We start from the raw sequence: 14,732 nt of genomic DNA, 5'->3' as shown, positions 1-14,732 counted from the left end.
CATACCCACATGACTACTCAACAGAACGCCGATCCGCTCGAGCTGGAGAAATTTTCCGAGCTTGCGCATCGCTGGTGGGACCCGGAATCCGAGTTTCGCCCGCTGCATGAAATCAACCCGCTGCGCCTCGACTGGATAGACCGCTGTATCGGCATAGCCGGCAAACGCGTGCTCGACGTGGGTTGCGGCGGTGGCATCCTGTCGGAGAGCATGGCCGCGCGCGGCGCGGACGTGACCGGCATCGATCTCAGCGAAAAGGCGCTGTCGGTCGCACGTCTTCACCTGCTGGAAAGCGGCCGCAACGTGCGCTACGTGCTCCAGTCGGCGGAAGACCACGCACGCGAAAGTGCCGGCCGGTACGACGTGGTCACCTGCATGGAAATGCTGGAACACGTACCTGATCCGGCGAGCACGATACGCGCATGCGCCACACTGGTGCGCCCGGGCGGCACGGTGTTCTTCTCGACGCTGAACCGCAATCCGAAGTCCTGGCTGTTTGCCATCGTCGGTGCGGAATACGTTCTGCGCCTCCTGCCGCGCGGTACGCACGAATACGAAAAGTTCATCAAGCCGTCCGAACTTGCACAGGACGCGCGGGCAGCGGGCCTGCGCGAGGCCGAAATGATGGGAATGAGCTACAACCCCCTGACCCAGGTCTATTCGCTCGGCCGCGACACCTCAGTCAATTACCTGATGCGATGCGTGCGCGATGAATGAATTGCGTACGCGTGGTGTGCTGTTCGACCTGGACGGCACACTGGCCGACACCGCGCCCGACCTCGGCGGCGCGCTGAACCGGTTGCGCAGCGAATCCGGCCTGCCTGAACTGCCACCCGAAGTGTTGCGGCCTCACACTTCGGCCGGCGCGCGCGGCCTGATCGGCGCCGGATTCGGGATCACCCCGGACGACGAGCGATATGCCGCCCTCGCAAGTCGGTTCCTGACGATCTACGAAACGGCACTGTGCGTGCAGACCCGCTTGTTCGAGGGAATGGGTGAAGTGCTGACGCGACTCGAACTCGCCAGCCTTCCGTGGGGCGTGGTCACGAACAAGGCGGCTCGCTTCACACTGCCCCTGATGCGCGAACTTGGCCTGCAAGAACGCGCGTCCAGCATCATCAGCGGCGACAGCGTTGCCGTGCCGAAACCGGACCCTGCAGGCCTGAAGCTGGCGGCCGAAGAGATGGCGGTCGACCCGGCGCGCTGCATCTACGTCGGTGATGACCTACGCGATATCGAGGCCGGGCGCGCCGCAGGCATGCGCACCGTCACGGCGGCCTTCGGCTACCTCGGTACCGGCACGCACTTCCGCGACTGGGGTGCCGACCACATCATCCACCACCCGCTCGAACTGCTCACCCTCTTGTAATCACCGTCGGGTGGTACCATATGGTTGCTGAGGGGGCGACCTGGTCTCGACGTGGGTCGCGAAGCAGCGCAGGGCATACCGAGGGTCGGAGTACCTCGTAAATCCAACCGAAAATTAGATAGTCGCCAACGACGAATCTTACGCTCTGGCCGCTTAAGGCCGGACGCTGCACCGACTGATTAGCGGGTCGGGCCGGGCAACCGGTAGCAGCGCCATTAACAGCTAAAGTAAGGATGCACTCCGCCGCGTGGTGCATCACGAAAATCAAGCGGATCGCCTTTCATCAGCCTGCCGGGTCGGCGGGTGACGGGTTAGATCAAATGGCCAGGCTAAGTATGTAGAACTGTCTGTGTAGGGCTTGCGGACGCGGGTTCGATTCCCGCCGCCTCCACCAATCGAACGATAACCCACTGATTCGTCAGTGGGTTTTTCGTTTTAATGGCTGGTTGAAAGCTTCTGCACTGAGCCGGCGTGCTCGCTGGCGCCTGACCGGCCGGTACCCGCTCATCCAACGAGATCCGGCGCTCGCGCGCGTCAGCGCTGGATCGGAGCCTTTCGAGCCCGCGACCTCCTATCCAAGCACCACTTCTGCGGCCTGCATCGGCTCCGCGGTCGCGGTGCCATTGCGTTCGCGCACCACCCGTATGAATGCAGTCGCATCGCAGGGGCGCGAGAACAGAAACCCCTGGTAGGCATCGCAACCTCGTTTTTCGAGGAAGGCGACCTGAGCCAGGGTCTCGACGCCTTCAGCCACCGTGCGCAAGCCGAGCTTCTGGGCGAGTGCGAGGATGGCATCGACCAGCACATCGTCACTGGCATCGACTTCGATGTCGTGGATGAAACTGCGGTCGATCTTGAGCGTACGCACCGGAAACTGCTTGAGCTTGCTGAGTGACGAGTAGCCGGTGCCAAAGTCGTCAATGGTCAGGTGCACGCCCAGCGCAGCAAGACGGTGCAGGGATTCGAGCGCCTGATCGACGTGCTCCATGATCGAGCTTTCGGTGATTTCAAGATGCAGAAGCGACGCCGGACACTGGCTGTCCGCCAGGGCCTGCGCGACCGATTCATCGAGCGAGGGCACGCTGAACTGACGTGCCGACAGATTGACGGCCACCGGGATGTCGCCCAGCCCGAGTGTCCGCCAGATCTGCACCTGACGGCAGGCCTCACGCAGCACCCACTCACCGATCGGTACGATAAGCCCGGTTTCCTCCGCGATCGGGATGAATTGAATCGGCGACACCAGTCCGCGCTGTGGATCCTGCCACCGGACCAGCGCTTCGGCTGACGTAACCTCGCCGCTGCGCGCGTCAATGATGGGCTGGAAGTGCAGGCGCAGTTCGCCCTGATCAAGCGCGCGACGCAGGCCGGCTTCAACCTGCAGACGTTCGACCATGGCCTGCATCATTTCCGGCGTGAAGAAGGCCATGGCGTTCCCGCCCTGATCCTTGGCGCGGTACATCGCAGTGTCGGCGTGCTGCAGCAACGCATCGGCGGTGGCACCGTCACGCGGAAATACAGCGATGCCAAGACTGGTCGTGACCGACAAGACCTGCAGACCGACCTCGACCGGCGCCGCCAGTGCGCACAGAATCTTCCGCGCAACCGGCACGATATGGTCCGCATCGGCCATGTCGGCGAGCACGACGACAAACTCGTCGCCGCCCAGCCGCGCCACGGTATCGCCCTCGCGCACGCATCGGCTGAGACGACCCGCGACCTCCTGCAGCAGCAGGTCACCCTGGCTATGGCCGAGGCTGTCGTTCACGGTCTTGAATCGGTCGAGGTCCAGCATCAGCACGCCTGCTACGCGATTGACCCGCCGCGCCTCGGCCAGTGCATGGCCGAGCCGGTCAGTCAGCATGTGGCGATTGGCCAAGCCGGTCAGCGCATCGATGCATGCCTGCCGCTCCAGCGCCTCGTTGTTGCGGGCAATCTGCTGACGCTGCTGATCCAGAGAACACGCCATGCGGTCAAGCGCCTGCATGACCTCGCCCAGTTCGCCACGCGGATAATGCGCATCGCCCGGTGAGCTGTAATCGCCGGCATCCACGCGCGAAATGGCCTGCATCAGCCGCATGGCCTGCCGTCGCACCGCAAACTCGCCCAGCAGGGCTGCGCTGGCAAACATGAGCGCTGCCAGCGCAACAAGTGCGCCGAGTGCTCGCCGGAACTGCCCGTCTATCCGTTCGTTCAGATCGGCTTCGGGCACACTCAACGCCAGATGCAGGTCTGCTGCGGGCGTACGCGGCAGCGCGCTACGTGCCCAGATGCGGGCGTTTGGTCCTGGATCCAGGGTTTCGGTACGTCGGGGATTGGTTGCCAGCATGAATCGCCGCTGCGCGGGTCCGATATCCATCGCAGCCTGCTGTGCCCCGGGGAAATCCATGACGATGGAGCCGTCATGGTTCCACACCTGGAAATGCATGCGCGCATAGGGCAGTGCATTCGCCACCGCACGGCCGTAGTTGTCCATATCGAGCGACGCCAGGAGGATGAAACGCAGCGTGCCGTCGGCCGCGCGCACCGGATAGGCGATCTGCAACACGCCCTTGCCGGTCAGCCGCCCGATCACCGGTTCCACCACCGGTCCGTCCGAGGTCAGCGCCTGGCGGAAATAGCCACGATCATTGAGCTGAAGCGTACGACCGCTGCGCAGTGAATCGCAGTGCAGCCGGCCGTCCGGCAGGATGGTCAGGATGCCCGTGTACTGCGGATGTTCCTTCAGCACGTCGGCCAGGAAGGCGGAGCAGGCAGCCTTGTCATCACTGCCGACGACGGACACACGCCCGAGCCCGAACAACAGCTGGGCCGTGCCGGCGATCCGGTCGTCGAGTTCGTTCGCAATGATGTCGGTGCGCGCGATGAGTTGCTCGCGCGCCTGCGCGACCGTGGCGCTGCGGTTTTCCAGCAGCAGCCAGAGCATGGCAAGCACCGGCAGCACGGATGCCGCCAGCGCCAGCAGCAATATGCGCGTGCGCAGGCTCACGCCAGCACGCCTCGGGAGGTTCGATCCGCCTTCATGACTGTGCAGGCCCCCCTGATCATGGTCCGGAATTCAATTCGTGATCATGATATCGGCCTGAACGTGCAACACTGAAGCTTCAGCGATGCCGGATGGCGCGGCGCCAAGGCAGATCCGCTGGAATCGATACGGTCCTCCAGGTCGCCGTTCCGGCGTCGACTCTTGTCGAAGGCAGACGCGCGCGGAAAGCCGTACTTTTCATCTTTGCGTCATCCCGGGTCCGTCACACAGGCACTGTGTCAGTTGCCTCGGACCATCGCCATCACCCGACCCATGTCCAGCGTTTCGGCCTGCTGGCGGATCTGCGGCAGGTACTGCGCCTGCATCTGCTTCGCTGGCGTGAGCAGGTTCTGGAAGGTGTCGCGCAACATCGCGGCATTCATCACGCGACCGCCGGCGTAATAGCGTTTCGCCAGCTGGCCGAGCGCATAGGTGGTGGCGAACGAGAACGCCATGCCGGTCGCCGCGCCGCCCAGCTTGCCGAAAGTCTTGCCGGCCGCCTTGCCCAGCAGGCCGCCAAGCAGCTTGCGACCGAACTGTTCGAGGTATTGCGACGTCAGCCCGACGCCGGCCGCGGCAATGAACTCCCGGATGTGGCCCTGGTCCAGCGTCACGCCGTGCGCCTTGCCGATGCCGTAGACCATCTTGACCTGCAGCGGAATGATGGCCATCGACGCCCACGACTGCGGCAGCAGCTCAAGTGCACCATTGATCAGCGAATGGTTGAGGATGGACTTGTCAAGCTCGGCTTCCGGGAGCGACGACTGGAACACCGTGGCCGTCGCGGCAGCGGGTACCGCCGCGACGGGGCGCTGCGCTCCACCGACCGACAACGGCACCGCGCCCTCACTGGAGGCCAGGATGGCTTCGGCTTGGGCATCGAAAGCGGCCGTCTGCTCGGCGTCGAGCCGCAGACGCGTCTTCAGGTCGCCGAGGAAACGTTGTTCGGCTTCGCTCTGCCGGCCATCGGCGTCGCAGACGCACACCGCCATTTCATAGGCGAGCTGGCGCTGGCCTGCGTCGGTCAGCGCGGCGATGCACGCATCCAGCGACACCCGCCGGAGCAGCACATCCTGATAGACGCGGCCCAGATCGGCGCCGCCCGCCTCCCCCGAAACGGATTCGGCGATACGGCGTATTTCGTCGCGTTCGCGGTCATGCTTGTTGCCGTCGGCGAGCGCCGCGTGCAATACGACGGCCAGCAGGGCGCTCTGTTCTTCGGGCTTCATGTCGTCACTCCGTTTCGGTTAATCGACTGCACTGCCGACGCACTCACTGCGCGGCCTTCAGCGCAGCGATGCGTTCTTCCAGCGGCGGGTGCGTCATGAACAGGCGCTTGAGACCCATCGCACCGCCACCGGCGATGCCGAAGGCGGCCATCTTGTCGGGCAGCGGCTGCGGGTGCATCGCATTCAGACGCTCCAGCGCAGCAATCATGTTCTTGCGACCCGCCAACTGTGCGCCACCGGTGTCTGCACGGAATTCACGGCGACGCGAAAACCACATGACGATGATGGACGCGAGGACACCGAGGATCAGTTCGGCCACGATCATCGTGACGAAGAAGGCGGGACCGTGACCGTCTTCATTCTTGAACACGACCCGGTCGACCGTGTGGCCGATGACGCGCGACAGGAACATCACGAAAGTGTTCACCACACCCTGGATCAACGCCAGCGTAACCATGTCGCCATTGGCGGCGTGCGCGACCTCGTGACCGAGCACCGCTTCGGCTTCTGCGCGCGTCATCTGCTGCAGAAGGCCGGTCGATACGGCGATCAGCGAACTGTTCTTGCTCATGCCGGTGGCGAAGGCGTTTACATCCGGCGAATCGTAGATGCCGACCTCCGGCATCTTGATGCCGGCTTCTTCCGAATACTTGCGCACGGTTTCGTAGAGCCAGAACTCGGTCGAATTGGCGGGCGTTTCGATGACCCGTACGCCCATCGATTTTTTGGCCGTCCACTTCGAAATGGCGAGCGAAATCAGCGAGCCGCCGAAGCCCATCACCGCGGCGAAGATGAGCAGCGAACCGAGGTTGAGCCCGTTCTCGTTCAGGTAGGGTTCGACGCCCAGCAAGCGCATGGTGATGGACAGGACCAGCACGATGGCCATGTTGGTGGCGAGAAAAAGCACGATGCGTTTCATGGTGTAACTCTCCTTGTATGTCCGGAAGCCGGTGGCGCGGATAACCGTCGTCACTTCGGTGACCGATTGCCAGTGATGCTAAGCGCCCTCCAAACTTCCATCAAGACGAACATATCTACGTCTTACTTCCAAAATTCAGAAGTTTGGATGAGTGCGCCAAAGGCTGTTCATGCCATTGCAGCGCATTGCCAACCGTGCTCAACGACCTCCCGTGTGAGACAGATGGATAGGCCATCTGTCCATCTTGCTTCGTGCAGTACAAGCCGCTATACCGTCGGAGCCGGAGACGAGCCGGCGAGGACAGTACGAGTGGATCACACAAAATGGCCACAACGCACGCGCGCACAACTCCCGCATCGACAGGCCTCCTCTGGGGGCTGACTGCCCTGTTCGCCCTGCGGGTGTTCGCCCAGTTCTTGCAGTACTGGGCGCCGATCGACAGCCTGCCGGACGTCACTGCGTTTCAGGGCAGCAATCTGCCTTATCCGCTACTGCTGTTCAGCCAGCTTCTGATCCTGCTGCTGATGTGTCGGGGCAACTGGCTGGCCGGCCGCGGCAGATTGGTCTGGTCTGACGAAACTTGCCATCGCGCGACGCTGGCCGGCCGCATCTATCTGGCAGGGTCCATCGCGCGCATCGGTGTCGGTTTGCTGATACCCGCGGCGCCCGCCTGGTTCAGCAGCTGGATCCCCGCCATCTTCCATCTTGTGCTCGCCTCCTTTGTGCTCGCACTCGCCCATCACGCGTCGCCTGCAACGCCCTTCCGATGAACACCGCACTGAGCCATGGCCTTTATCCCGCCGGTCTGACCGGTGCTGCGCTGTTGTTTTCCATCCTGCTGTCAGTCGGCGCACCCCTCACTTTGGCCAGTCATCTGCCCATCGTACTGACCGGGGTCGCCATCCTGTTGCTCGAGCAGCGATGCTTCGCCCGCGCCGACTGGAAGCCGCATGCTGCAGACCTGCGTACCGATGCCGCCTTCATGGCCACTGTACAGGTCGTCTGGCCGTCGCTGCTGGCGGCGGCTGTGGTATTCGCGCTGGCCGATATCAGACATGACGCCGGTCCGGACGGGCCGTGGCCGCATGACTGGCCGCTGCCGCTGCAGGTTCTGATCATGGTGCTGGCGGTGGACCTGATGCGTTACTGGCTGCATCGGGCCTGCCATCACTTCCCGGCGCTGTGGCGGCTGCACGAGGTACACCATTCGCCGGACATCCTGTATCTGCTGAACGTCGGCCGCTTTCACCCGCTGGAAAAGGCGCTGCACTTCTCGCTCGATACTGCGCCCTTCCTGCTGCTCGGCGTGGCACCCGAGGTGCTGGCAGGTTATGCCCTGGTGTACTCGGTCAATGGCTTCTTCCAGCACAGCAACCTGGCGCTGCGCTACGGGTGGTTGAACTACCTGGTGGGCAGCGCGGAAACCCATCGCTGGCACCACGCGCGAGACCCGAAAGTCGCGGCCTGCAATTTCGGCAGCACGACGGCCGTGTGGGACGTACTGTTCGGCACCTGGTATCTGCCGCCCGGACGCGAGGTCGGCGAGCTGGGCATTCCGGACCGGCACTATCCTCAGGGCTTTCTGGCTCAGATCGCAGCGCCGTTCCGGCACGTCCGCCACCCGTCGCGGCAGCCGGTCAGGCGGCAGCTGCTGCACCTCGGCCTGCGCTGGATTCGGTGGCGGGCGCGGCGAAGGCTGGCACAGATGACACGCGACCCGATGCGCGCGCAGGACGCGGTACTCGCACGCATCCTGCGCGACAACCGCGATTCCGCATTCGGCCGGCAGCATGGCTTTGCCGCGCTCGATGTTTACACGGCCTATGCCCGCACGGTGAGCGTGCAGGACTACGAAACGCTGCGACCCTACATCGAGGCCGAGATCGCACACGGCGAGGCCGCGCTGACCGTGGCGCCACCCGCAGGCTACGTATGCACCAGTGGCACCACCGGACAGCCCAAGCACGTGCCGGTGACCGCCGCCCATCTGGCCGAACTGGGGCAGCTTCAGCGGACCGCGGTAGCGTTCCAGCATGGCGTATGCCCGCACGCATTCGACGGCACGCTGCTCGTCATCTACAGCCCCATCCATGAAGGGCTGCTGGCCAACGGCAAACCTTTCGGATCGGCGTCGGGCATCGTCGCGCTCAACTCACCCGGACTCGTGCGTGACCGCTTCGTCGTACCGCCGGAGGTCATGGCGATTCCCGACAGCCGGGTCAAGTACCTCACCATCCTTCGACTGGCCATCGTACGGCGCGACGTCAGCTATCTGGGCACGGCGAATCCGAGCACCTTGCTGCAGCTCGCGCGGCTCTACCGCGCACATTCAGGCCAGCTGGTCAGCGATGTGCGTCAGGGTGGCTTCTTCCTGTCGGACGCCCTGACCGGAGACGTGCGTGCGGCGCTGGCCGGCCGGTTGGAAGCCGACCCGGCACGGGCGGATGTCCTGGCGAAGCTCGATACGTGCGAGACGCAGCCGAAGCTGGCCGATCTGTGGCCGGACCTGAAGCTCGTGGTGACCTGGACCTGCGCCAGCGCAGGTGTTGCAGCCGACGCCTTGCGCGCCGAACTCGCGCCGGATACCCGTCTGTTCGAACTGGGTTACATGTCGAGCGAATTCCGCGGCACGATCACGCTCGGCCGGAATCGCGGCAGTGGTCTGCCGACGCTGGACACGCACTTCTTCGAGTTCGTCGAACGCCGGCGCTGGGACACCGGCCAGCCGGAGTTCCTGACGATCGACGGTCTGCAGAAGGGTCACGAGTACTACGTGATCGTCACCACGCCGTCCGGGCTCTACCGCTACTTCATCAACGATGTGGTCAGGGTGACCGGCTTCCTGCACCGCACACCCCTGTTGCGTTTCGTCCAGAAAGGCAAAGGCGTCACCAGCATCACCGGCGAGAAGCTGTACGAAGCGCAGGTGCTCGACGCGGTGCGGCAGGTACTGGCACAGCACGGCCCGCCGGCCCGCTTCGTGATGATGCTGGCCGACGAAACACGCAGTGCCTATCGTCTGTATGCAGAGCCTGATCCGTTGCCGGCGCTTGATGCACAGACTTTCGGGCAGGCGGTCGACGCGCAGCTGTGCGAGCTGAACATCGAATACCGCGCCAAGCGCGAAAGCGGGCGGCTCGGCGCACTCGAGGCCAATTGGCTTGCTTCGGGTACCGGTGAGGCCTACAAGGACGACTGCGTGCGACGCGGCCAGCGCGAGGGGCAGTTCAAGGTGGTCGCGCTGAACTATGCACGAGACATGCGATTCGACTTCCGGCCGCACCGGCGAACGGATTGACGCCATGCCGCTCGACGCCCTGACCGCACGTCCGCTCGATCTGCCGTTCCGCGAAGCCTTCCGGCACGCGTCGGCCGAGCGCTCCTCCATGCAGAGCCTGTGGGTGAGCGCATGCGGCGGCGGCTTCATCGGCCACGGCGAAGGCTGCCCGCGCGAGTACGTCACCGGCGAAAGCCTGCCCGGCGCGCAGGCTTTCGTTTCGGCGCACGTCGACGCATGGCGGTCGGACATTCACGATCCCGCATCGCTGCGTGACTGGGTCGAGCGAAACCACGCGCTCATCGATCGCCACCCGGCGGCCTGGGCGGCGGTCGAACTGGCGCTGCTGGATCTGTTCGCGCAGCAGCAGGACTGCCCGGTCGAACGCCTGCTCGGACTGCCGCCGCTGTCCGGCCGCTTCCAATACAGCGCGGTGCTCGGCGACGCCGAACCCGGCCGTTTCGCCGCGCAGCTCGCACGTTACGTCCAGCATGGGTTCCGCGACTTCAAGATCAAGCTGTCCGGGGATGCAGCGCGCGACCGGCAGAAGATCGAGGCGCTGACCGCTGCAGGCATCGCGCCACACCGGGTGCGTGCCGACGCGAACAACCTGTGGCGTGACCCCGCCCGCGCGGCGGATTTCATCACCGCGCTCGGCATGCGCTTCGCGGCACTCGAAGAACCGCTGGCTGCAGGCGACATCGACGCGCTGGACGTCCTGGCCGAACGGCTCGACACGCGCATCATCCTCGACGAGAGCCTGCTCCGCACCGATCAGCTCGACCGGCTGGCCGACGCGCCGGCACGCTGGATCGTCAATGTCCGGGTGTCCAAGATGGGCGGTCTGATCCGCTCGCTGGCCCTGGTCGAGGCTGCGCGGTCCCGCGGAGTATTGCTGATCGTCGGCGCCCACGTGGGCGAAACGAGCCTGCTGACGCGCGCTGCACTCACCATCGCCGATCACGCCGGGGCTCGATTGCTGGCACAGGAAGGCGCAGTCGGCACACACCTGCTCGAAACCGACCCGGTGCAACCGTCGCTGATGTTCGGCGCCGGTGGCGTGCTGGACATCGAATGCCTCGGCATCGCTGCGCGGCCCGGCTGGGGCCTGACAGTCGCCGCTCCGGATGCAGCCACCTGACGATTGCGTGCCGCGCCGCACGCCTGCCCCCGGGTGCGGATCACACAGGGTTGTTGCGACGCAACAACAGCTTGCGCATACTTGAACTTCCGATCCGTTCAGATTCCACCATGCCCACCTTCTGCTTCATCCGCCGCACATTCCTCGCAGTCGTCCTGCTCGCCAGCGCGTCGGCCGCTCCGGCACTGGATTCACCGCCACCGCTGAACCTCGATCACCGGCATTTCACCGTATCCGGCCTGTCGTCCGGTGCCGCCATGGCGGTGCAGATGGGCGTGGCGCATTCGTCGCGGGTGCGCGGCATCGGCATCGTGTCCGGGCCGCCCTATCTGTGTGCGCAGGGGTTCGTCACCAAGGCGACCAATGACTGCCTGACGCTGGGGCGCACCTGGTTGCGCGAACTGTTCGGACCGATGTTCGGGCTGTCGCTGTTCAGTTCGGGCGAGCGCGACATCGAAGTGCAGGACCTGATTGCCGACACGAAGAAACTGGCGCAGCGCGACCGCATCGACCCAGTCTCCAACATGGCCGGTCAACGCATCTGGGAATACCGCGGCAGCGAAGACCGCGTGGTCGGCGCCAAGGCATCGGCGGCGCAGCACACCTTCTTCCTGCATTTCAACGGTCTGATCGTGCGCGGAGAGCCGCGCGCCACGCCGCATACCCTGCCGACGAACGATCCTGCGCAGGGCGCGTGCGACGTCAGCGACGAGGATTTCGTCAGCGGCTGCGATTTCGATGCTGCCGGCTTCATGCTGCGCAGCCTGTACAAGAAGCCGCGCGCCCGGGCCGACGATGGCGCCGGCCAGTGGTACGCGCTGCGTCAGGCCGACCATGTGCCGGTCACACCTGGCATGGCCGATCCGGACGCTGCGATGCGCATGCTGGGTCTGGCCGAATCGGCGCATGTCTTCGTGCCCGAGCGTTGCCGGGACGAAAAGTGCGGCATTCATGTCGCGCTGCATGGCTGCCAGCAGGGCATGACGGACGAAGCGTTCCAGGCCTTCAGCGAAGGTGGGGGCTACACGCGCTGGGCCGGACCGCTGCGCCTGGTGCTGCTGTTTCCGCGCGTCGGCGCGATCAAGCCGCTGGAACGCGGCAGCTGGGACAGCGTCGGCAATCCGATGGGCTGCTGGGACTGGTGGGGCTATACCACGCCGACCGATCTGCACGGCTATGCCACGCGCGATGCCCCGCAGATCCGTACGCTGATGAATATGGTCGACAGGCTGGGCAAGCCTGAATAGGCAACGCCGCTGCGCCGGATGAAGCTCACGCGGCGAGCGCCTGCACCGGCGCCACGGCGGCAAGCAGGATGCGCTCGATGTCATCATTGGCGCGCACCGGCCGCAGTTGCTGGTAGAGCCCCTCAGCCTTCGGGTAGGTGCGCCGCAGCAGGTTCAACCATTGCTTGAGCCGACCGGCTGCGTGTCGCGCTTCGACGTGGCCGAGCACGCGCCGCCAGTATTCCGCAAGCAGTGGCGCGAGATGCAGCCAGTCCTGCGCCGGTGCGGTCGCTGCCTCACCCCGAAGGTGCCGCCGGATGCGTTCGGCCAGCAGCGGGTCGGCCACCGCGCCGCGGCCGAGCATCACGTCACCCAGACCGCTTTCCGCCCGGCAGCGCAGGTAATCCGCCACCGTCCAGATTTCGCCATTGGCGATTACCGGCACCTTCACCGATTCGGCAATGCGCGCGATCCACGGCCAGTGCGCCGGCGGGCGGTAACCGTCGGCCTTGGTGCGGGCATGCACGACGATCATCTGCGCGCCGCCGTCGGCCAGGGCCTGCGCCGCCTCGATGGCGCGCGCGGTGTCCTTCACGCCGAGCCGCATCTTGGCGGTGAAGGGCACACGGCCGGCCAGCGCGCGGCTCACCGTCTGCACGATGTCGTACAGCAGTTCCGGCTCGTCGAGCAGCACCGCGCCGCCGCGATGACGGTTCACCGTCGGCGCGGGGCAGCCGAAATTCAGATCGATGCCCGCCGGATGCAGCTGCGCCAGCAGGTCGGCGTTGTCGGCGAGGCAGGCCGGATCCGAGCCAAGCAACTGAACGCGCAGCGGAACCCCGCCGGCCGTTACCGACTGTGCGAGCAGTTCGGGCGCAACGCGCGTGTAGACGCGTGCCGGCAGCAGCATATTGGTGACACGGACGAATTCGGTCACGCACCAGTCGTAGTGCGTCGCCTGCGTGACGACCGCACGCAGGCGTGCGTCGAGCAAGCCTTCCATCGGCGCAAGCAGCAAGCGGGGTGAGTCGGACGACGGGACGGACATGCGGGGAAGTGACGCTGGAAGGAATGCGATTATCGCTGCATCAGGCGGCACACGGTGATGCGGCCGCTCCTGCGCAATCCATGGTGCCCGGAGCGGGAATCGAACCCGCATGACTTGCGTCGAGGGATTTTAAGTCCCTTGTGTCTACCAGTTTCACCATCCGGGCCAAGACGCGCATGCCCTGCCGCTGCGAAAACATGCCGCTCGAAAAATAGCATGCGCGCGCGCCTGGCGGCGCGCCCGCCGGTCAGCGCTGACGCACGCGCAGTCGCGGTCCATCGCGCTTGCTGCCAACCTCGCCGATGACCGCCGGCGCGGCAAAACCATGGCGGTCGAACACGGCGCAAACGGCCTCCAGGCTGGACGGTTCGCACGTCACGAGCAGGCCGCCGCTGGTCTGCGGATCGGTCAGCAGGGCTCGGTCTTCGGCGGCGAAGCCGTCCGGCAGCAACACTTCGCTGCCGTAGCCCCCCCAGTTGCGACCCGAAGCGCCGGTGACGCAGCCTGCGACCGCCAGCGCGCGTACGCCGTCGAGCAGCGGCACCTGCGCCCAGTCGATGTGCAGGTCGCAGCCGGCACCGCGCGCCAGTTCGAGCGCATGGCCGGCGAGCCCGAACCCGGTCACGTCGGTCATCGCATGCACGCCCGGCAGGGCGGCAAGATCAGGCCCGGGCGTATTCAATTGTGTTGTCGTGGCGATCATGCGGGCGTATCCGGCGTCATCAAGTACGCCCTTCTTCAGCGCCGCCGAAAGAATGCCGACACCAAGCGGCTTGCCGAGCACCAGCAGATCGCCCGGCCGCGCGTCGGCGTTGCGACGCACTTGCTCCGGATGCACCAGCCCCATGGCGACCAGACCGTAGATCGCTTCGACCGAGTCGATCGTGTGACCGCCCGCCACCGGAATGCCGGCATCGCGGCACACGCTGGCGCCGCCTTCGAGAATGCGGCCGATGGTGGCAACCGACAGCACGTTGATCGGCATGCCGACCAGCGCCAGTGCCATGATGGGCCGCCCGCCCATGGCATAGACGTCGCTCAGCGCATTGGTCGCCGCGATGCGCCCGAAGTCGTAAGGATCGTCGACGATCGGCATGAAGAAATCGGTGGTGGCCACCAGCGCCTGCTCGGCGTTCAGACGGTACACCGCCGCGTCGTCCGACGTTTCGATGCCCACCATGAGCTGGGGCGGCAACGGCATCGCGGGCATGCCGCGCAGGATGTCCGACAGCACGCCGGGCGCGATCTTGCAGCCGCAGCCCCCGCCATGCGACAGCGAGGTCAGACGGGGTTCGGTGCCCGGGGCGTCAGGTGTCGAAGGGGTGGTCATCAGGCAATCCGGTGATTGAAGCGCTGGCAGCGGTGTGGAATCGAGAATTTGCCCCGCCGCATCCGGACGCGGAAAGACCGGATGCAGGGTGCGGGGAACAAAGCACGGCAAGCCCCCCGGAAGGATGCTTCCAGGGGTTTTCGTCTGCCCTGAAAGACTTCCTGCCGC

General features: G+C 65.3%; 11 protein-coding genes, 1 tRNA gene and 1 other RNA gene. 7 read left to right on the top strand and 6 right to left on the bottom strand.

Annotation, left to right across the window (positions count from 1 at the left end):
- The first annotated feature begins 9 nt into the window (after positions 1-9).
- The 3 genes from ubiG to ssrA all read left to right on the top strand — a co-directional run bounded on the left by ubiG (position 10) and on the right by ssrA (position 1,763).
- Entirely contained in the window at positions 10-717 is a 708-nt protein-coding gene (gene ubiG / locus ACTIFF_RS08400) for a bifunctional 2-polyprenyl-6-hydroxyphenol methylase/3-demethylubiquinol 3-O-methyltransferase UbiG (RefSeq protein WP_439536425.1), read from the top strand.
- A complete protein-coding gene (locus ACTIFF_RS08395; protein WP_439536424.1) occupies positions 710-1,369 on the top strand; it encodes an HAD family hydrolase in 660 nt (219 codons plus the stop codon). The genes ubiG and ACTIFF_RS08395 overlap by 8 nt, the downstream gene beginning before the upstream one ends.
- Positions 1,370-1,400: 31 nt before the next feature.
- Positions 1,401-1,763: a transfer-messenger RNA gene (gene ssrA / locus ACTIFF_RS08390) on the top strand.
- Between the two features lie 177 nt (positions 1,764-1,940).
- Here the strand turns inward: ssrA and ACTIFF_RS08385 are convergent.
- The 3 genes from ACTIFF_RS08385 to htpX all read right to left on the bottom strand — a co-directional run bounded on the left by ACTIFF_RS08385 (position 1,941) and on the right by htpX (position 6,542).
- A complete protein-coding gene (locus tag ACTIFF_RS08385) occupies positions 1,941-4,358 on the bottom strand; it encodes a bifunctional diguanylate cyclase/phosphodiesterase (protein WP_439536423.1) in 2,418 nt (805 codons plus the stop codon).
- A gap of 275 nt (positions 4,359-4,633) precedes the next feature.
- Positions 4,634-5,623, bottom strand: a complete 990-nt coding sequence (locus ACTIFF_RS08380) for a YcjF family protein (protein ID WP_439536422.1) — start codon at positions 5,621-5,623, stop codon at positions 4,634-4,636.
- A gap of 43 nt (positions 5,624-5,666) precedes the next feature.
- On the bottom strand, positions 5,667-6,542 hold the full coding sequence (htpX, locus tag ACTIFF_RS08375; protein WP_306478023.1) for a protease HtpX: 876 nt from the start codon (positions 6,540-6,542) through the stop codon (positions 5,667-5,669).
- A gap of 323 nt (positions 6,543-6,865) precedes the next feature.
- Here htpX and ACTIFF_RS08370 point away from each other — a divergent pair, with 323 nt between their 5' ends.
- The 4 genes from ACTIFF_RS08370 to ACTIFF_RS08355 all read left to right on the top strand — a co-directional run bounded on the left by ACTIFF_RS08370 (position 6,866) and on the right by ACTIFF_RS08355 (position 12,207).
- Positions 6,866-7,312: a hypothetical protein gene (locus tag ACTIFF_RS08370; protein ID WP_439536421.1), complete on the top strand. Its 447-nt coding sequence runs from the start codon at positions 6,866-6,868 to the stop codon at positions 7,310-7,312.
- Positions 7,309-9,840, top strand: a complete 2,532-nt coding sequence (locus tag ACTIFF_RS08365) for a GH3 family domain-containing protein (RefSeq protein WP_439536420.1) — start codon at positions 7,309-7,311, stop codon at positions 9,838-9,840. Before ACTIFF_RS08370 ends, ACTIFF_RS08365 begins: the two co-directional genes overlap by 4 nt.
- A gap of 4 nt (positions 9,841-9,844) precedes the next feature.
- Positions 9,845-10,960, top strand: coding sequence for an enolase C-terminal domain-like protein (locus ACTIFF_RS08360; RefSeq protein ID WP_439536419.1), 1,116 nt, complete (start codon positions 9,845-9,847; stop codon positions 10,958-10,960).
- Between the two features lie 110 nt (positions 10,961-11,070).
- Entirely contained in the window at positions 11,071-12,207 is a 1,137-nt protein-coding gene (locus ACTIFF_RS08355) for a hypothetical protein (protein WP_439536418.1), read from the top strand.
- A gap of 25 nt (positions 12,208-12,232) precedes the next feature.
- Here the strand turns inward: ACTIFF_RS08355 and ACTIFF_RS08350 are convergent, their stop codons facing one another.
- From ACTIFF_RS08350 to selD, 3 genes are all read right to left on the bottom strand, one after another.
- Entirely contained in the window at positions 12,233-13,189 is a 957-nt protein-coding gene (locus tag ACTIFF_RS08350; protein ID WP_439536647.1) for a tRNA dihydrouridine synthase, read from the bottom strand.
- Between the two features lie 126 nt (positions 13,190-13,315).
- Positions 13,316-13,400 (bottom strand) — tRNA-Leu (locus tag ACTIFF_RS08345).
- A gap of 81 nt (positions 13,401-13,481) precedes the next feature.
- Complete coding sequence (selD, locus tag ACTIFF_RS08340) at positions 13,482-14,564, bottom strand: selenide, water dikinase SelD (protein ID WP_439536417.1); 1,083 nt, start codon at positions 14,562-14,564, stop codon at positions 13,482-13,484.
- Between the last annotated feature and the right edge of the window lie 168 nt (positions 14,565-14,732).

The sequence above is a fragment of the Methyloversatilis sp. genome (assembly GCF_051861465.1).
In the GTDB taxonomy this organism is placed as follows: domain Bacteria; phylum Pseudomonadota; class Gammaproteobacteria; order Burkholderiales; family Rhodocyclaceae; genus Methyloversatilis.
The sequence above is the reverse complement of the archived record's forward strand: the minus strand, read 5'-3'. Positions and strand labels throughout refer to the sequence as shown.